16 protein-coding genes are annotated in these 18,188 nt (G+C 58.9%); 9 read left to right on the forward strand and 7 right to left on the reverse strand.

Features of this window, described 5'->3' with window-relative positions:
* Nucleotides 1-248: 248 nt before the first annotated feature.
* The 4 genes from phoH to efeU form a co-directional block, all read right to left on the reverse strand.
* Nucleotides 249-1,037 carry a phosphate starvation-inducible protein PhoH gene (phoH, locus tag RVY89_RS10875; RefSeq protein ID WP_008503509.1) on the reverse strand — a complete coding sequence of 263 codons (789 nt, stop codon included), beginning with the start codon at nucleotides 1,035-1,037 and terminating at the stop codon, nucleotides 249-251.
* A 500-nt stretch (nucleotides 1,038-1,537) separates the two neighbouring features.
* Nucleotides 1,538-2,821 carry an iron uptake transporter deferrochelatase/peroxidase subunit gene (gene efeB, locus RVY89_RS10880; RefSeq protein WP_484827816.1) on the reverse strand — a complete coding sequence of 428 codons (1,284 nt, stop codon included), beginning with the start codon at nucleotides 2,819-2,821 and terminating at the stop codon, nucleotides 1,538-1,540.
* A gap of 5 nt (nucleotides 2,822-2,826) precedes the next feature.
* Nucleotides 2,827-3,954 (reverse strand): iron uptake system protein EfeO, encoded by a 1,128-nt coding sequence (efeO, locus tag RVY89_RS10885; RefSeq protein WP_484827817.1) that lies wholly within the window; start codon nucleotides 3,952-3,954, stop codon nucleotides 2,827-2,829.
* Nucleotides 3,955-3,994: 40 nt separating this feature from the next.
* Complete coding sequence (gene efeU / locus RVY89_RS10890) at nucleotides 3,995-4,828, reverse strand: iron uptake transporter permease EfeU (RefSeq protein WP_045908301.1); 834 nt, start codon at nucleotides 4,826-4,828, stop codon at nucleotides 3,995-3,997.
* 251 nt (nucleotides 4,829-5,079) lie between these two features.
* On the opposite strand from efeU, the gene RVY89_RS10895 reads away from it, so the two are divergent.
* Nucleotides 5,080-6,264, forward strand: a complete 1,185-nt coding sequence (locus RVY89_RS10895) for a NupC/NupG family nucleoside CNT transporter (RefSeq protein ID WP_484827818.1) — start codon at nucleotides 5,080-5,082, stop codon at nucleotides 6,262-6,264.
* A gap of 70 nt (nucleotides 6,265-6,334) precedes the next feature.
* Here the strand turns inward: RVY89_RS10895 and RVY89_RS10900 are convergent, their stop codons facing one another.
* Entirely contained in the window at nucleotides 6,335-6,754 is a 420-nt protein-coding gene (locus RVY89_RS10900) for a DUF3574 domain-containing protein (RefSeq protein WP_032648964.1), read from the reverse strand.
* 113 nt (nucleotides 6,755-6,867) lie between these two features.
* Nucleotides 6,868-8,376 carry a sodium/proline symporter PutP gene (putP, locus tag RVY89_RS10905; RefSeq protein WP_061715561.1) on the reverse strand — a complete coding sequence of 503 codons (1,509 nt, stop codon included), beginning with the start codon at nucleotides 8,374-8,376 and terminating at the stop codon, nucleotides 6,868-6,870.
* A 423-nt stretch (nucleotides 8,377-8,799) separates the two neighbouring features.
* On the opposite strand from putP, the gene putA reads away from it, so the two are divergent.
* Together putA and RVY89_RS10915 are read left to right on the forward strand one after the other, a co-directional pair.
* Nucleotides 8,800-12,762, forward strand: a complete 3,963-nt coding sequence (gene putA / locus RVY89_RS10910) for a trifunctional transcriptional regulator/proline dehydrogenase/L-glutamate gamma-semialdehyde dehydrogenase (protein WP_484827819.1) — start codon at nucleotides 8,800-8,802, stop codon at nucleotides 12,760-12,762.
* 51 nt (nucleotides 12,763-12,813) lie between these two features.
* Entirely contained in the window at nucleotides 12,814-13,209 is a 396-nt protein-coding gene (locus RVY89_RS10915; RefSeq protein ID WP_484827820.1) for a lysozyme inhibitor LprI family protein, read from the forward strand.
* Here RVY89_RS10915 and rutR read toward each other — a convergent pair.
* Nucleotides 13,206-13,844 carry an HTH-type transcriptional regulator RutR gene (rutR, locus tag RVY89_RS10920; protein ID WP_023311087.1) on the reverse strand — a complete coding sequence of 213 codons (639 nt, stop codon included), beginning with the start codon at nucleotides 13,842-13,844 and terminating at the stop codon, nucleotides 13,206-13,208. The two genes, RVY89_RS10915 and rutR, sit on opposite strands and share 4 nt — an antisense overlap.
* Nucleotides 13,845-14,089: 245 nt before the next feature.
* Here rutR and rutA point away from each other — a divergent pair, with 245 nt between their 5' ends.
* From rutA to rutF, 6 genes are read left to right on the forward strand one after another with little or no spacing between them, the layout of a single operon-like run.
* Entirely contained in the window at nucleotides 14,090-15,181 is a 1,092-nt protein-coding gene (rutA, locus tag RVY89_RS10925) for a pyrimidine utilization protein A (RefSeq protein WP_023617762.1), read from the forward strand.
* Nucleotides 15,181-15,870: a pyrimidine utilization protein B gene (rutB, locus tag RVY89_RS10930; RefSeq protein WP_484827821.1), complete on the forward strand. Its 690-nt coding sequence runs from the start codon at nucleotides 15,181-15,183 to the stop codon at nucleotides 15,868-15,870. Before rutA ends, rutB begins: the two co-directional genes overlap by 1 nt.
* Nucleotides 15,871-15,881: 11 nt before the next feature.
* Entirely contained in the window at nucleotides 15,882-16,268 is a 387-nt protein-coding gene (gene rutC / locus RVY89_RS10935; protein WP_223603890.1) for a pyrimidine utilization protein C, read from the forward strand.
* A gap of 7 nt (nucleotides 16,269-16,275) precedes the next feature.
* Nucleotides 16,276-17,082 carry a pyrimidine utilization protein D gene (gene rutD, locus RVY89_RS10940; protein ID WP_484827822.1) on the forward strand — a complete coding sequence of 269 codons (807 nt, stop codon included), beginning with the start codon at nucleotides 16,276-16,278 and terminating at the stop codon, nucleotides 17,080-17,082.
* A 9-nt stretch (nucleotides 17,083-17,091) separates the two neighbouring features.
* Nucleotides 17,092-17,682, forward strand: a complete 591-nt coding sequence (locus RVY89_RS10945; RefSeq protein WP_008499824.1) for a malonic semialdehyde reductase — start codon at nucleotides 17,092-17,094, stop codon at nucleotides 17,680-17,682.
* A 9-nt stretch (nucleotides 17,683-17,691) separates the two neighbouring features.
* Nucleotides 17,692-18,186, forward strand: a complete 495-nt coding sequence (gene rutF / locus RVY89_RS10950) for an NADH-dependent FMN reductase RutF (RefSeq protein ID WP_371898543.1) — start codon at nucleotides 17,692-17,694, stop codon at nucleotides 18,184-18,186.
* Nucleotides 18,187-18,188 lie beyond the last annotated feature (2 nt).

Raw genomic sequence — 18,188 nt, forward strand, 5'->3', positions numbered from 1 at the left:
TGTTGCACACCTCTGGGGGGATGAGAATCCCCGACCGGGGTTCGACAACTGGCGACAGCCAGTTGGACAGACTTAGAGCGAAGCGAACAGGCTGCCCGCAGGGCGAGCGAAGCGAGTCAATCCCCCCGGTGCTATATGCAACTCGATGCGGCCTGAGCCCCTCACCCTAACCCTCTCCCCAAGGGAGAGGGAATAAAATGCACAAAAAACAAAGCCCGGTTTCCCGGGCCTTGAACGCAACAGCAAACTCAGTAATACGCTTGTAGCGTGCGCTGGCAGAGCGCCGAGCGCACGCAGTCATCTTTGGTGAAGCGTACCACCCCAATCATCTCATCTTCCTCAAAACGTGACATGGCGTCGCTCAGTCCGGATTTCACGCCGGATGGCAGGTCACACTGGGTAATATCGCCGTTAACGATAACCGTCACGTTCTCCCCGAGGCGCGTTAAAAACATCTTCATTTGCGCAGCGGTCACGTTCTGAGCCTCGTCAAGAATGACGACCGCATTTTCAAATGTACGTCCGCGCATATAGGCGAACGGCGCGATTTCCACCTTGCCAATCTCTGGCCGCAGGCAGTACTGCATAAAGGATGCACCCAGCCGCTTCACCAGCACGTCATAGACGGGCCTGAAGTACGGGGCAAACTTCTCCGAAATATCACCGGGCAAGAAGCCGAGATCTTCATCGGCCTGCAGTACCGGACGGGTAACAATGATTCTCTCCACGTCCTTATGGATCAGCGCTTCCGCCGCTTTGGCTGCACTAATCCAGGTTTTCCCGCATCCGGCTTCACCGGTTGCAAAGATGAGCTGTTTACTCTCGATAGCATTCAGGTAGTGCGCCTGAGCCTCATTGCGCGCCACAATTGGAGAATTATCACGGCTGTCACGGGCCATGCCAATTGCTTCTACGCCACTCATCTGCACAAGCGAGGTGACCGATTCTTCTTCACGCTGTTTATGGCTACGTGAATCCCGTCTCAGCACACGTTTTGCTTCGCGACGAGCTTTGATCACTGCTTTTTGTCTTCCCATGGATAGCACCTTGAGTTGTTGGTATTCATCACACGCGCCAGCGTCGGCACGATTATGCGCACGAACATCAGAGGGTTGGCTTCCTTGTAAGCCATTGCTTGCACTATCGGATGACGATACGGAACAGCTACGCGCACTGTTCTGCACGTCGGTCGAATCAGATTCTTGAGGGAGGGGGGAAAATTTAGTGGTGAGGAAATCGCTGCCGGAGTCTGAGCCTCCGCGCCGGGTGCTGCGGTTGTTATGTTTACCTTGTCCAGTACAGGACGCAACCATTCGCGATCTCCATAGTGATTCAGCATCACTGCCGGGAACTACCGCTGTCTTATCTTAAGTACATCAGGAGTTATCATAAATGCAACATTTATTTTACCTGAATGCAACTTTTAAGACTGTCCCTACAGTTGAAATCAGTCTCATATAGAAATATTACAGAAATATAACAGTAAGATAGTCATATGAAAAAATAATGCCCCTGCGAATCGTCGCAGGGACAATTATCAGGCCTCAATAAGACCTTGAGCAAGATACGCGTTGCTGTCGCGCACGCCCGGCAGGGCAAAGAAATAGCCGCCGCCGATGGGTTTAATGTACTCTTCCAGCGCTTCGCCGTTGAGCCGCTTCTGCACGGTGAGGAAGCCCTTTTCCAGATCGTGCTGATAGCAGACGAACAGCAGCCCCATATCGAGCTGACCGGAATTGGTGACGCCCAGCGAGTAGCTGTATCCCCGACGCATCATCAGGCTCGACTGCGTCTCTTTGGTGCGCGGATTGGCCAGACGAATATGGCTGTCCAGCGCAATCACGTCGCCATTCGGATCGCGGGCGTAGTCGGGCACGTCATGCTCGTTCTTCATACCGAGCGGTGCCCCGCTTTGCTTATCACGACCGAAGATCGTCTGCTGCTCTTTGAGCGGCGTGCGGTCCCAGAACTCCACGTGGAACTGAATAATCCGCACCGCCTGATAGCTTCCCCCGACCGCCCATGTCGGTTCATTCTGGTCCGCAGTGACCCACACCACCTCCTTCATGAGCGCGCCATCGTGGCTGTCCGGGTTGGCCGTGCCGTCCTTAAAGCCCAGCAGGTTCACCGGGGTCTCTTTCCCTTTGCTGCGGGCGGCGTGGTCCGAGATAAACCCTTCCCGCTTCCAGCGCACGCTCAGCAGATCCGGCGTGTGCTTGATGATGTCGCGCAGGGCGTGGATCACCGTGTCCTGGGTATTGGCGCAGATCTGCAGGAGCAGGTCGCCGTGACAAAGGGCGGCATCCAGGGAATCATTCGGGAAACGGGTCATTTTTTGCAGCGCTTTCGGCTTCTGTTTTGCCAGCCCATAGCGCGCGTCAAACAGCGACTCTCCCAGCGAAACGGTAATGGTCAGGTTATCCGGGGCGATAAACGGCCCCAGAATGCCGGAGTCCATCGGCGGCAGACGCGGGTTCGGCGTATTGGGCGCCGGTCCGCCCGCGGTGAGAAACGCGATGCGCGTCGTCAGCAGGCGGAACAGGCGTTCCAGATCGGCTTTATCGCTGGCCAGCGAATCAAAGGCCACCAGCATCATCGACGCCTGCTGCGGCGTCAGGATACCGGCCTGGTGCTCGCCATAAAACGGCTGCGTCTCCATGCGGGCATTAGGTGACAGCGTGCCGGGCGCGCTTTGCGGTTTCGCCGCGTGCGCTACAGGACAGCCGCCGGCCAGCGCAAGGGCGCCCCCCAGCGCCCCTACCCCTTTTAACAACCGACGACGGGAAGGCTCAACCACGTCGCTCTCGTTATGCTTATTCATCGTGCTTAGTCCAGACCCAGTACGCCACGCAGCAGGGAGAGATCTTCCGCCAGGGCGGTAATCGGGCCTTTCAGCGCGTTGCGGTCGGCATCGGTCAGCTTGTCGTAGGTCTCAAATCCGTCTTTGGTGCGGTATTTCGCCAGGATGGTGTCGACTTTTTTGAAGTTGGCATCCACCTTGGCCAGCAGTTCGCCGTTATCTTTCTGCAGCTGAGGACGCAGCAGGTTAACAATTTTCTGCGCGCCGTCGACGTTGGCCTGGAAGTCCCACAGGTCGGTATGGCTGTAGCGATCTTCTTCGCCGCTGATTTTGCTCGCGGCCACTTCTTCAATCAGACCGGCCGCACCGCCCACTACTTTTGACGGCGGGAAGGCCAGCTCGCTGATGCGTTTTTGCAGCTCCAGCACGTCGCTGTTCAGCTGGTCGGCATACTTCTCCATCCCTTTGGCAGAATTATCGCCGAACAGGGCTTTCTCCAGACGGTGGAAACCGGTGAATTTCGGATCGGCCGCTTTCTGCTCGAAATCATCTTCACGGGCGTCAATGCTGCCATCAAGGTCAGAGAACAGCTCGGCGATCGGCTCGATGCGCTCGTAGTGCTGACGGGTTGGCGCATAGAGGGATTTCGCTTTTTCGATGTCACCGGCCTTCACCGCATCGGTAAAGGCTTTGGTTGCCGTCGCAAGGTCCGCCGTCTCTTTCGTGACATAGGCTTTATACGCGGTAATCGCGTCACCCAGGCTCAGCACCGCAGCGCCTTTCGCCGCATCGGCCGTCGCTTCACCTTTGACGATAAGCTTGCCTTTAGGATTGGTCAGCAGGCCGCAGGTCATCTCATACTCGCCCGGCTGCAGGTTGGCGGTCATCTTCTGGCTGAAGCCAGGAGCGATATTTTCACGCTCCTCCACCACCAGAACGCCTTTCAGGATCTCCCACTCCAGCGCCTTCTGGCTGTGGTTCTGAATAATGAACTGGGTTTTGCCGCTGTTCACCGTGAGGGTCATCGGCTCACACTGCTTGTCGTTGACGGTGACTTTAACCTGTGGAACATCCGCGCCCCAGGCGGAAAATGCAGAAGCGAACAGCGCGGCAATGCCTGCGCATAACGCACTACGACGGAACTGAATTGCCATGACTCTTCCCTTTATAAGTATGTTGTAACTAAATCAAAGATTACGGCGCAACGCGCGACGCCTGCGTGCCGGTACGCGGCGGCATTGCGAACAGCACCAGCGCCGGAACCAGATAGATAAAGTACATCGCCACTTCGCTGACGCTCGGCGTTTCCTGATAGCCGAAGATACCTTCAAGCAGGGTGCCGGTCAGAGAATGGGTGGAGAGAACGTTGCTGAGGTCGAACGCCACGTCCTGGAAGTGGTTCCACAGGCCCGCTTCATGGAAGGCGCGAATCGCCCCTGCCGCCAGCCCTGCCGCCACCAGCAGAATAAACAGGCTGGTCCACTTGAAGAACGCGCCCAGGTTCAGGCGGATACCGCCCCAGTAGAGCAGGAAACCGAGCACCACGGCCGTGGCGAGGCCAAGCATGGCCCCCAGCGGCGGCCAGATCCCCACATCCTGCTGAAATGCCGCCAGCAGGAAGAAAACAGACTCCAGGCCTTCACGCGCGACGGCGAAAAAGACCATCATAATGAGCGCCCAGCCGTGGTTATTGCCCTTTTGCAGCGCGTTATCCACCGCCTGCTCCAGCTGCACCTTCACGTTACGGGAGACTTTACGCATCCAGAACACCATCCAGGTGAGGATCACCACCGCAATCACGGCGACGATACCTTCAAACAGCTCCTGCTCTTTCTGCGGGAACTCGCCGGTGGTTTCGTTGATGAGGACACCTAAGCCCAGGCAGAGCGCCGCGGCAAGGAATACCCCGATCCACATGACGCCAATCCAGCGTCCGCGCTGGGTTCGCTTCAGATAACTGGCGATGAGGCTCACGATAAGGGCGGCTTCGAGCCCTTCACGTAACATAATGAGAAATGGAACAAACATGCCGACACCTTAAATGTTTATCGCGGTCAACTGATGCAAAGAAAAGTAAATTCTTGTGATAGTGATTATCATTACGGCAGAAAGAAACACAAGCGAAATGTGCGGTGTTTTGATGACGAGTTGTAAACGCAAAGCCTGATAATAGTTACACACGTAACGTTCAAGTTTATAAGTTATAACGAAAATGCCCATTTACGCTGATTCGGGGCTGTGGCTAAATATCCGCCTCAAACACCTGGTGAAAATAAATTATGTTTAAAATTGTCCATTTCCTGCTGGCGCTGGTCATTATTCTCGCGCTTGCCTGGCTGGTAAGTTTCGACCGCCGAAAAATTCGCATTCGTTTTGTTTTACAGCTGATTGTTATTGAAATTGCCCTGGCGTTCTTTTTCCTGCACGCCGAAAGCGGGTTATTCCTGATTAAATACGTCTCGGGATTTTTTGAGTCACTGCTCAAATTTGCCGGCGAAGGCACCAATTTCGTCTTTGGCGGCATGGGAGAAAAAGGGCTGGCGTTCATTTTCCTCGGCGTACTTTGTCCGATTATTTTTATTTCCGCGCTGATTGGTATTCTTCAGCACTGGCGGATCCTGCCGATTTTTATTCGCGTCATCGGTACACTGCTGTCAAAACTGAACGGTATGGGCAAGCTGGAATCCTTTAACGCGGTGAGCTCGCTGATCCTCGGCCAGTCGGAAAACTTCATTGCCTACAAAGGCGTGCTGGGCGATCTCTCCTCGCGTCGTCTGTTCACCATGGCGGCTACGGCCATGTCGACGGTCTCCCTGTCGATTGTCGGGGCGTATATGACCATGCTCGATGCTAAGTTTGTCGTCGCGGCGCTGATTCTGAACATGTTCAGCACCTTTATTATTCTCTCCGTCATCAACCCGGCGCGCCCGGAAGCGGAGCCGGATATCAAGCTTGAAAAACTGCATGAATCGCAGAGCTTCTTCGAGATGCTCGGCGAGTATATTCTGGCCGGTTTTAAAGTGGCGATGATTATTCTGGCGATGCTGATTGGCTTTATCGCGCTTATTAGCGCCGTTAACGCCCTCTTCTCCAGCGTATTTGGCATGAGCTTCCAGCAGATCCTGGGCTATGTATTTTATCCCCTGGCGTGGCTGGTGGGTATTCCGCTGAGCGATGCCTTACACGCGGGCAGTATTATGGCGACCAAGCTGGTGGCGAATGAATTTGTGGCGATGATTGAGCTGCAAAAAATAGCGCACCAGATGTCCCCGCGCGGCCTGGGGATTTTATCCGTCTTCCTCGTCTCGTTCGCTAACTTCGCCTCCATTGGCATCGTGGCCGGGGCGATTAAGGGCCTGAACGAACAGCAAGGTAACGTGGTATCGCGTTTCGGGCTGCGTCTGGTGTACGGCGCGACGCTGGTGAGTTTGCTGTCGGCGAGCTTTGCAGGGTTGGTGCTCTGATGCAATGCCGGGTGGCGCGCAGCGATCCCGGCCTACAAAACAACAACGGCGGGAATTCCCGCCGTTTTCATTAAAACTGCACGCACACCGGCTGATCGACACGCATCACCGACTCCTGCGCGAAGCGTGACTTATAAATCCCGCGTAACGCTTCGATGTTCTTCTCGCTCTGCGCATCTTTACCGTGGATAAGCATCAACGCCTTGCTCGGTTCACGCGCCACTTTTCCGTCGTTCCCCAGCCACTGCCCGCGCGCATCAAATACCGTAAGGCCATCGCGAAAACGCGGGGTCACGTCCTGGTCAACAAACTGCTGCCACTCGTTGCTGGTAATCTGCGCCCCGGCAGGACGGTTTAAGCCGAAATAGAGCGTGGTTTGCTGCATCTGGTTATCCGCTTTGCAGGTCTCTACCGCCGCGTGTTGCGATGGCGCGTTGCAGCCCGCCAGCATCAATAATGCCGCCGCCATTAACCCTGTTTTGATTGTCATGCTTCGCTATCCTCATTGTTATAAGCACAGCGATATCAACGTAAATTGCAGAATTTAGCAAGAGAGGTTTATTCCCTCTCCCCTTTGGGGAGAGGGTTAGGGTGAGGGGAGAATTATTCCGGCTGCAGCTTAGACGGCGGTGCGGAGTGGTAATGCGCGTCGGCTTCAGCAAAGCGTTTCTGCATGGAGGCAGACGGCGCTTTACCCAGCAGGCTGAAGACCACGATACCGATGCTGCCGAAGATGAAGCCCGGGATGATTTCGTACAGGCCCAGCCACGCGAACTGTTTCCAGACGATAACGGTCAGCGCACCGATAATCATTCCCGCCAGCGCGCCGTTACGGGTCATACGTGACCACATGACGGAGAACAGAACTACCGGACCAAATGCCGCACCGAAGCCCGCCCACGCGTAGCTCACAAGACCCAGCACGCGGTTTTCCGGGTTGGCCGCCAGCGCGATGGCAATCAGCGCCACCAGCAGCACCATAAAGCGCCCTACCCATACCAGCTCTTTCTGGCTCGCGCCCTTGCGCAGGAATGCTTTGTAGAGGTCTTCGGTGATCGCACTGGAGCAGACCAGCAGCTGGCAGCTCAGGGTGGACATCACTGCGGCCAGGATAGCGGAGAGCAGAATACCGGCAATCCACGGGTTAAACAGAATCTGCGCCAGCTCTATAAACACGCGTTCGGCGTTCTGGTTCACCGCGCCCGCCTGCGCCGGGTTATTGCTGAAGTAGGCGATCCCGAAGAAGCCGACCGCACACGCGCCCGCCAGGCACAGAATCATCCACGTCATACTGATGCGACGCGCATGGACGATGGTGTGGTGAGAATCCGCGGCCATAAAGCGCGCCAGAATGTGCGGCTGACCGAAGTAGCCCAGACCCCAGCCCATCAGGGAGACGATGGCGACAAAGTTCAGCCCTTTCAGCATGTCGACGTTTTCGATGCTCTTCTGCTTGATCACTTCCAGCGAGTCGCCAAAGCCGCCAACGGTGAAAATCACAATCACCGGGGTCAGGATCAGCGCGAAGATCATCAGGCTCGCCTGCACGGTGTCTGTCCAGCTGACGGCCAGGAAACCGCCCACGAAGGTATACAGAATGGTTGCCGCCGCACCGGCCCACAGGGCGGTTTCGTAGCTCATGCCGAAGGTGCTTTCGAACAGACGCGCACCGGCCACGATGCCGGAGGCACAGTAGATGGTGAAGAACACCAGAATCACCACCGCCGAGATAATACGCAGCACGCGGCTGTTATCCTCAAAGCGTCCGGTGAAGTAGTCCGGCAGCGTCAGGGCATTATTGTTGGCCTCGGTGTGCACGCGCAAACGGCCTGCCACCAGCTTCCAGTTGATCCATGCGCCCACGGTCAGACCGATGGCAATCCAGCTTTCCGAAATACCAGAGATAAAAATCGCACCCGGCAGACCCATCAGCAGCCAGCCGCTCATGTCCGATGCGCCCGCAGAGAGTGCGGTCACCATCGGGCCTAAACTGCGTCCGCCCAGGATGTAGTCGTCAAAGTTTTTCGTTGAACGCCACGCCAAAAACCCTATCAGGATCATGCCAAAAATATAAACGAGAAATGTCACCAGCATCGGTGTGCTAATTGCCATTCAAATTCTCCAAAAGTGTCGAGCGACAACCGTCCGGGTTGCCTTGTTATATGATCACCGGAACGAGGTGACGGTATATTGTGTTTCGGTGAGGCGCGCTATCCTGCCGTATGCGCCCTCCGCTGACAAACGATTTAACACTGCATTTACATCAATTTCATCCCCGGTTTGATACGAGTTTCCTATAGGTTGCACTCGCTCACGCTTTTACGGGTTGCACCTTTTAAAAGTGTTAACTCCCGCATAAAAACAGGCTTCCCGGGACAAAGGCAGCACGTTTTTCCAGCTAACTATCCGTTAACAATTCATTCATTTCCCGGGTTGCAAACCAGGTCACATTTAACACGGTTGCACAAAGTTGCAACATGGTGGATATTTCACGCTAACGACCAAACACGATGAAAGCACAACAGGAGCTTTGGCATGGGTATGACCACCATGGGGGTTAAGCTGGATGACGCGACCCGCGAACGGATTAAGACCGCAGCAACCCGCATTGACCGCACGCCGCACTGGTTAATTAAGCAGGCGATTTTTAACTATCTCGAAAGACTCGAGAGCGACGAGGGCCTGCCGGAGCTGCCTGCCCTGCTCGCCGGTGCCGCCAATGAAAGCGAAGAAGCGCCGGCCGCTGGCGACGAGAGCCATCAGCCGTTCCTCGAATTTGCCGAGCAGATCCTGCCGCAGTCCGTCAGCCGCGCCGCCATTACCGGCGCGTACCGTCGCGCCGAAACCGACGCCGTACCGATGCTGCTGGAGCAGGCTCGCCTGCCGGAAGCCATTGCCGCGCAGGCGCACAGCCTGGCGTACCAGCTGGCTGACAAACTGCGTAACCAGAAGACCGCCACCGGCCGCGCCGGGATGGTTCAGGGCCTGCTTCAGGAGTTCTCCCTTTCCTCACAGGAAGGCGTGGCGCTGATGTGCCTGGCGGAAGCGCTGCTGCGTATTCCGGATAAAGCCACCCGCGACGCGCTGATCCGCGACAAGATCAGCAACGGTAACTGGCATTCCCACATTGGCCGCAGCCCGTCGCTGTTCGTAAACGCCGCGACCTGGGGCCTGCTGTTTACCGGCAAGCTGGTCTCCACCCATAACGAAGCCAACCTCTCCCGCTCCCTGAACCGCATCATCGGCAAGAGCGGCGAGCCGCTGATCCGCAAAGGCGTGGATATGGCGATGCGCCTGATGGGCGAGCAGTTCGTCACCGGGGAAACCATTGCCGAAGCGCTGGCGAACGCCCGCAAGCTGGAGGATAAAGGTTTCCGCTATTCATACGACATGCTCGGCGAAGCGGCCCTGACCGCCGCCGACGCGCAGGCCTACATGGTTTCTTACCAGCAGGCGATCCACGCCATCGGTAAGGCATCCAACGGTCGCGGTATTTATGAAGGCCCTGGCATCTCGATTAAGCTCTCCGCCCTGCACCCGCGCTACAGCCGCGCGCAGTACGACCGTGTGATGGAAGAGCTCTACCCGCGCCTGAAGTCCCTGACCCTGCTGGCGCGCCAGTATGACATCGGCATCAACATCGACGCCGAAGAGGCCGACCGTCTGGAGATCTCCCTCGACCTGCTGGAAAAACTGTGCTTCGAGCCGGAGCTGGCAGGCTGGAACGGCATTGGCTTCGTTATCCAGGCCTACCAGAAGCGCTGCCCGTTCGTCATTGATTACCTGATTGACCTGGCCAGCCGCAGCCGCCGCCGTCTGATGATCCGTCTGGTGAAAGGCGCCTACTGGGACAGCGAAATCAAACGCGCCCAGATGGAAGGGCTGGAAGGCTATCCGGTCTATACCCGCAAGGTCTACACCGACGTATCTTACCTCGCCTGCTCGAAAAAGCTGCTCGGCGTGCCGAACCTCATCTATCCGCAGTTCGCCACCCACAACGCCCACACCCTGGCGGCAATTTACAGCCTGGCCGGGCAGAACTACTACCCGGGCCAGTACGAATTCCAGTGCCTGCACGGCATGGGTGAACCGCTGTACGAGCAGGTCACCGGTAAAGTGGCGGACGGCAAGCTGAACCGTCCGTGCCGAATTTATGCCCCGGTAGGCACCCACGAAACCCTGCTGGCGTACCTGGTGCGTCGCCTGCTGGAAAACGGCGCGAACACCTCCTTCGTTAACCGCATCGCCGACACCACGCTGCCGCTCGACGAGCTGGTTGCCGATCCGGTGCAGGCCGTAGAGAAGATGGCGGCGCAGGAAGGCCAGATTGGCCTGCCGCATCCGAAAATTGCCCTGCCGCGCGAGCTTTACGGCAAAGGCCGCGTCAACTCGGCGGGCCTGGATCTCGCCAACGAACATCGTCTGGCGTCCCTCTCCTCTGCCCTGCTCAACAGCGCATTGCAGAAGTGGCAGGCCAAACCGATGCTGGAGCAGCCCGCTGCTGACGGCGACATGCAGCCGGTCATCAACCCGGCGGAGCCAAAAGATATCGTCGGCTACGTGCGTGAAGCCACCGATGCGGAAGTGGATCAGGCGCTGGACAGCGCGGTGAATAACGCCCCTATCTGGTTCGCCACGCCGCCGCAGGAGCGCGCCGCCATTCTGGAACGCGCCGCGGTGCTGATGGAAGACCAGATGCAGTCGCTCATCGGTATTCTGGTGCGCGAAGCGGGTAAAACCTTCAGCAACGCCATCGCCGAAGTGCGCGAGGCCGTCGACTTCCTGCACTACTACGCCGGTCAGGTGCGCGATGATTTCGACAACGAAACCCACCGTCCGCTCGGCCCGGTCGTCTGCATCAGCCCGTGGAACTTCCCGCTGGCGATCTTCACCGGCCAGATTGCCGCCGCCCTGGCCGCAGGCAACAGCGTGCTGGCAAAACCGGCAGAGCAGACTCCGCTGATTGCCGCGCAGGGCATCAACATTCTTCTTGAAGCCGGCGTTCCGGCGGGCGTGGTCCAGCTTCTGCCGGGCCGCGGTGAAACGGTCGGCGCCAAATTGACCTCCGATAACCGCGTGCGCGGCGTGATGTTTACCGGCTCGACCGAAGTTGCCTCGCTGCTGCAGCGCAACATTGCCACCCGTCTGGATGCGCAGGGTCGTCCTACTCCGCTCATCGCGGAAACCGGAGGCATGAACGCCATGATCGTTGACTCCTCCGCCCTCACCGAGCAGGTGGTGGTCGACGTGCTGGCCTCCGCCTTCGACAGCGCCGGTCAGCGCTGCTCCGCCCTGCGCGTGCTGTGCCTGCAGGACGACGTGGCGGACCACACGCTGAAGATGCTGCGCGGCGCGATGGCCGAATGCCGCATGGGCAACCCGGGCCGTCTCACCACTGACATCGGGCCGGTGATCGACGCGGAAGCCAAAGCCAACATCGAAAACCACATTCAGACCATGCGCGCGAAAGGCCGCCCGGTGTTCCAGGCGGTGCGTGAAAACAGCGAAGATACCCGCGAGTGGCGTACCGGCACCTTTGTGCCGCCAACGCTGATTGAGCTGGCAAGCTTCGACGAGCTGAAAAAAGAGGTCTTCGGTCCGGTTCTGCACGTGGTGCGCTACAACCGCAACAGCCTCAACGAGCTGGTTGAGCAGATCAACGCCTCCGGCTATGGCCTGACGCTCGGTGTGCATACCCGTATCGACGAGACCATCGCGCAGGTAACCGGCAGCGCCAAAGTGGGCAACCTGTACGTTAACCGCAACATGGTCGGCGCGGTCGTGGGCGTGCAGCCGTTCGGCGGTGAAGGTCTCTCCGGCACCGGCCCGAAAGCGGGCGGTCCGCTCTACCTGTACCGTCTGCTGGCGAACCGTCCGGAGAACGCCCTGGGCGTCACCCTTGCACGCCAGGATGCGGACTATCCGGTGGATGCGCAGCTGAAAGCCGTGCTGACGCAGCCGCTTGAGGCGCTGATTGCGTGGGCGGAAAAACGTCCTGAACTGCGTGCCGTCGCACAGCAGTACGGCGAGCTGGCGCAGGCCGGTACCCAGCGTCTGCTGCCGGGGCCAACCGGCGAGCGCAACACCTGGACGCTCATGCCGCGCGAGCGCGTGCTGTGCGTGGCCGATAACGAGCAGGACGCGCTGGTGCAGCTGGCCGCCGCGATGGCAACCGGGTGTGAAGTGCTGTGGCCGGAAGATGCGCTGCATCGCGATCTCGGCAAACAGCTGCCGAAGGCGGTCTCGTCCCGCATTCACTTCGCGAAAGCCGATGCGCTGCTGACGCAGCCGTTTGATGCGGTGATTTATCACGGTGATTCCGACCAGCTGCGCGAGCTCTGCGAGCAGGTGGCGGCCCGCAGCGGGGCAATTGTTTCGGTGCAGGGCTTCGCGCGCGGGGAAACCAACCTGCTGCTGGAACGCCTGTATGTAGAACGCTCGCTCAGCGTCAATACCGCGGCGGCAGGCGGTAACGCCAGCCTGATGACAATCGGCTAACGCTGTGCTAATAAGGCTCCGGAGACGGAGCCTTATTTTTTTGGGGAGTATATGAAACGATATCTTATCGCCGGTGCAGCACTGCTGCTGAGCGCCAGCGCGCTGGCCGACGAGTGCGACAAAGCGACCACCCAGCTTGAACTGAATACCTGTAGCGCGCAGCAGTACCAGGCTGCCGATAAAAAGCTCAACCAGACGTATCAGGCTGCCGTTAAGCGTGCGGCGGCCCCTCAGCGCGATCTGCTGAAAAAAGCGCAGCAGGCGTGGATTAACCTGCGCGATGCGGACTGCGCGTTTATCGGTTCGGGGACGGAAGGCGGAAGCGTTCAGCCAATGATTGTTAACCAGTGCCTGGCGGAAAAAACCGTGGAGCGCGAAGCGTTTCTGGCCTCGCTGATGCAGTGTGAAGAGGGCGACTTAAGCTGCCCTCTCCCGCCGGCAAACTAACGTAAGCGGATCCCTTCGATAATCATCCGCTGCACGTTTTCCAGGGTGCTGTGGAAAAACGCTTCGTCCTGGAGCGTTTTTCCGGTCACCGCCTCGACCTGGGCCGCAAAATCAGCGTAATGCTGGGTGGAGGCCCAAATCATAAAGATCAGATGATGCGGATCGACCGGAGCCAGTTTTCCGCTGGCTACCCATCCGGCGATAATGGCCGACTTATCGTCTACCAGCTGTTTCAAATCTCCGGTGAGCTCCGCCTGCAACAGCGGCGCGCCCTGCAGCATCTCAAGACAAAACAGTCGCGAAGCCTGCGGGTAATCGCGCGACACCTCCAGCTTCAGGCGAATGTACTCCTTAATCGCCACCAGCGGGGCCAGCTCTGCGCGGAAGGCCTTCAGCGGCGCCAGCCAGATATCGAGGATCTGCTGCATCACCGCGACATAGAGCGCCTCTTTCGACGGGTAGTAGTAGAGCAGATTGGTTTTGGATACCCCGGACTGCTCCGCCACCTGCTCCAGGCGCGTGCCGTGAATGCCAAACTGCGAAAAGGTCTCCAGCGCCGCGCTGAGGATCGCCTGCTTCTTGGCGCTCACCGCCTGCGAACGTTTACCTGGTGTTTTCACTGCGCCTTGTGTCATTCCCGCTCTCCTTATTCTGCGTTGCCCTCAGCATAGCAAAACCCCCGTCTCGCCACGACATCCTGCACTCCGATCGCGCATGAATGCCTGTTTTCTGTGCAATGTTTTTGACCAGTTAGTCCACTTTTAATCGAATCAAACCATCAACCTCTGATTAACACATTAATAACACTGCCATTTTCAAAACTGGCACTGCCTTTGCAAAAACACCGTTACACCTGCGACGTAATGAAGAGAGGTTCGTGATGAAAATTGGCGTATTTGTACCCATCGGCAACAACGGCTGGCTTATCTCGACCACTGCACCGCAATACATGCCGACCTTTGAGCTGAATAAAGCCATCGTGCAGAAAGCGGAGCACTACCATTTCGACTTTGCGCTTTCGATGATCAAGCTGCGCGGCTTCGGCGGCAAAACCGAATTCTGGGACCACAACCTGGAGTCCTTCACCCTGATGGCCGGGCTGGCAGCGGTCACCTCGCGGATCCAAATCTACGCCACCGCCGCCACCCTCACCCTGCCCCCGGCGATCGTCGCGCGCATGGCCTCCACCATTGACTCCATCTCCGGCGGACGCTTTGGCGTCAACCTCGTTACCGGCTGGCAAAAACCCGAGTACGAGCAGATGGGGCTATGGCCGGGTGACGACTACTTCTCGCGTCGCTACGACTACCTGACCGAGTACGTGCAGGTCCTGCGCGACCTGTGGGGTACAGGCAAAAGCGATTTCAAGGGTGACTTCTTCACCATGAACGACTGCCGCGTCAGCCCGCAGCCGTCGGTACCGATGAAGGTAATTTGCGCCGGACAGAGCGACGCGGGAATGGAATTCTCGGCGAAATACGCCGACTTTAACTTCTGCTTCGGTAAAGGCGTTAACACCCCTGCCGCCTTCGCTCCGACCGCCGCGCGCATGAAAGAGGCCGCCGACAAAACCGGGCGCGACGTGGGCTCCTACGTGCTGTTTATGGTGATTGCCGACGAAACCGACGACGCCGCACGCGCGAAATGGGAGCGCTATAAGGACGGCGCAGACGAGGAAGCCCTGAGCTGGCTCACCGAGCAGAGCCAGAAGGACACCCGCTCCGGCGCGGATACCAACGTTCGTCAGATGGCCGACCCGACCTCCGCCGTCAATATCAACATGGGCACGCTGGTCGGCTCGTACGCCAGCGTTGCCAGAATGCTCGATGAAGTGGCGGCCGTTCCCGGTGCGGAAGGCGTCCTGCTGACCTTCGATGATTTCCTCACCGGCGTGGAGACCTTCGGCGAGCGCATCCAGCCGCTGATGCAGTGCCGCGCCCACATCCCTGCCGTTACGAAGGAGGTAGCGTAATGACGACCCTTAACGCACGCCCGGAAGCCATTACCTTCACGCCGCAGCAGAGCGCGCTGATCGTGGTGGACATGCAAAACGCCTATGCCAGCCAGGGCGGCTATCTGGATCTGGCAGGCTTCGACGTCTCCGCCACAAGGCCTGTGATCGAGAACATCAAAACCGCCGTCGCCGCCGCACGCGCTGCGGGCATGCTCATCATCTGGTTCCAGAACGGCTGGGATGACCAGTACGTCGAGGCCGGTGGCCCGGGCTCGCCCAACTTCCACAAGTCGAACGCCCTGAAAACCATGCGCAAGCGGCCCGAACTGCAGGGCAAACTGCTGGCGAAGGGCGGCTGGGATTATCAGCTGGTGGATGAACTGGTTCCGCAGGCGGGCGATATCGTCCTGCCAAAACCGCGCTACAGCGGCTTTTTCAACACCCCGCTCGACAGCCTGCTGCGCAGCCGGGGCATTCGCCACCTGGTCTTCACCGGTATTGCCACCAACGTCTGCGTGGAGTCGACGCTGCGCGACGGCTTTTTCCTCGAGTATTTCGGCGTGGTGCTGGAAGACGCGACCCATCAGGCCGGGCCGGATTTCGCCCAGAAGGCGGCCCTGTTCAATATCGAAACCTTTTTTGGCTGGGTCAGCAGCGTTGCCGAGTTCTGCGACGCCCTGAATCCTCCGCTCGCCCGTATCGCCTGAGGAGACGCACGATGCCGAAATCCGTAATCATCCCGCCGGGCACCAGCAAGCCCATCGCCCCGTTTGTCCCCGGCACGCTCGCCGACGGCGTGGTGTATGTCTCCGGCACGCTGCCTTTTGATAAAGACAACAACGTGGTGTTTATCAACGACCCAAAGGCGCAAACCCGCCACGTGCTGGAGACGATCAAAACCGTGATCGAAACGGCGGGTGGCACGATGGAGGATGTGACCTTCAACAGCATCTTTATCACCGACTGGAAAAACTACGCCGCGATTAATGAAATCTACGCGGAGTTCTTCCCCGGCGATAAGCCGGCCCGGTTCTGCATTCAGTGCGGGCTGGTGAAGCCGGAGGCGCTGGTTGAGATCGCTACCGTTGCGCACATCGCGAAGTGAGGCAGGTATGAAACTCTCCATCTCGATCTCGCCGCCACCGTACGAAGGTGCCCCCGTGGTTGTTCTTATTTCCGGTCTCGGCGGCAGCGGCAGCTACTGGCTGCCCCAGCTGGCCGCGCTGGAACCGGAGTATCAGGTGGTGTGCTATGACCAACGCGGAACGGGCAATAATCCCGACGCCCTGCCGGAAGGCTACAGCCTGGCACAAATGGCGGACGAACTCGCCCAGGCGCTGGCTGAGGCCGGGATCGCGCGCTACATCGTTGTGGGTCACGCGCTGGGGGCACTGGTCGGCCTGCAGCTGGCCCTCGACAGGCCCGACGCTCTCACCGCGCTGGTGTGCGTCAACGGCTGGCTGATCCTCAATGCCCACACCCGCCGCTGCTTTCAGATCCGCGAGCGCCTGCTGCATTACGGCGGCCCGCAGGCGTGGGTTGAGGCGCAGCCGCTGTTTCTCTACCCGGCAGACTGGATGGCCGCCCGCGCCCCCCGTCTGGAGGCAGAAGAAGCGGTGGCGCTGGCCCATTTCCAGGGCAAAACCAACCTGCTGCACAGGCTCAGCGCCCTGAAAAAGGCCGACTTCAGCCGCCACGCCGCACGCATCCGCTGCCCGGTACAGATCATCTGTTCCGCCGACGACATGCTGGTGCCCTCCATCTGCTCGTCTGAGCTGCAGGCAGCGATCCCGCACAGCCACGGCGCGGTGATGCGCCAGGGCGGACATGCCTGCAACGTCACCGAGCCGGACACCTTTAACACCCTGCTGCTGAACGGGCTGGCCAGCCTGCTGCACAGCCCCGAACCCGCTTTATAAGGAGCTTTAATGAGCGAAGCCATTACCCCCGCCGCGCTGGAAACGCTGTTCACCGGCGCCCGCACCCATAACGGCTGGCAGGATATTGCCGTCAGCGACGAGACGCTGCGCGAAATCTACGACCTGATGAAATGGGGGCCAACCTCCGCCAACTGCTCCCCGGCGCGGATTGTGTTTGTGCGAAGCGCGGAGGGAAAAGAGAAGCTGCGCCCGGCGCTCTCCAGCGGCAACCTGGAGAAAACGCTTACCGCCCCGGTCACGGCGATTGTCGCCTGGGACAGTGAGTTCTACGAGCGCCTGCCTGAACTGTTCCCGCACGGCGATGCCAGAAGCTGGTTTACCGCAAGCCCCGCGCTGGCGGAAGAGACCGCCTTTCGCAACAGCTCGCTGCAGGCCGCCTATATGATTTTCGCCTGTCGCGCGCTGGGGCTGGACACCGGCCCGATGTCGGGCTTTGACCGACAAAAGGTCGACGAGGCCTTTTTCACCGGCACGACGCTTAAAAGCAATCTGCTGATCAACATCGGCTACGGCGACCCGGGCAAACTTTACGGCCGCCTGCCGCGCCTGACCTTCGACGATGCCTGCGGGCTGGCGTAAGGAGCGATGATGACGACACCGGATAAACAAACCTTTCGCGATGCCATGGCCTGCGTCGGCGCGGCGGTGAATATCATCACCACCGACGGTCCGGCGGGGATGGCAGGCTTCACCGCCAGCGCGGTGTGCAGCGTCACGGATTCACCGCCCACCCTGCTGGTGTGCCTGAACCGCGGCGCGTCCGTCTGGCCGACGTTCAGCGAAAACCGCACGCTGTGCGTGAATACCCTGAGCGCCGGGCAGGAGCCGCTATCTAACCTGTTTGGCGGCAAAACGCCGATGGAAGAGCGCTTCGCCGCCGCCCGCTGGCAGACGGGCGATACCGGCTGCCCGCAGCTGGAGGATGCGCTGGCCTCGTTTGACTGCCGCATCAGCCAGGTGGTGAGCGTCGGTACCCACGACATTCTGTTTTGCGACATCGTTTCGATTATTCGTCACCCCGCGCCTCAGGGCCTGGTGTGGTTTGACCGCGGCTACCACGCGCTGATGCGACCCGCCTGTTAAGG

Source organism: Enterobacter sp. 3U4, assembly GCF_057224565.1.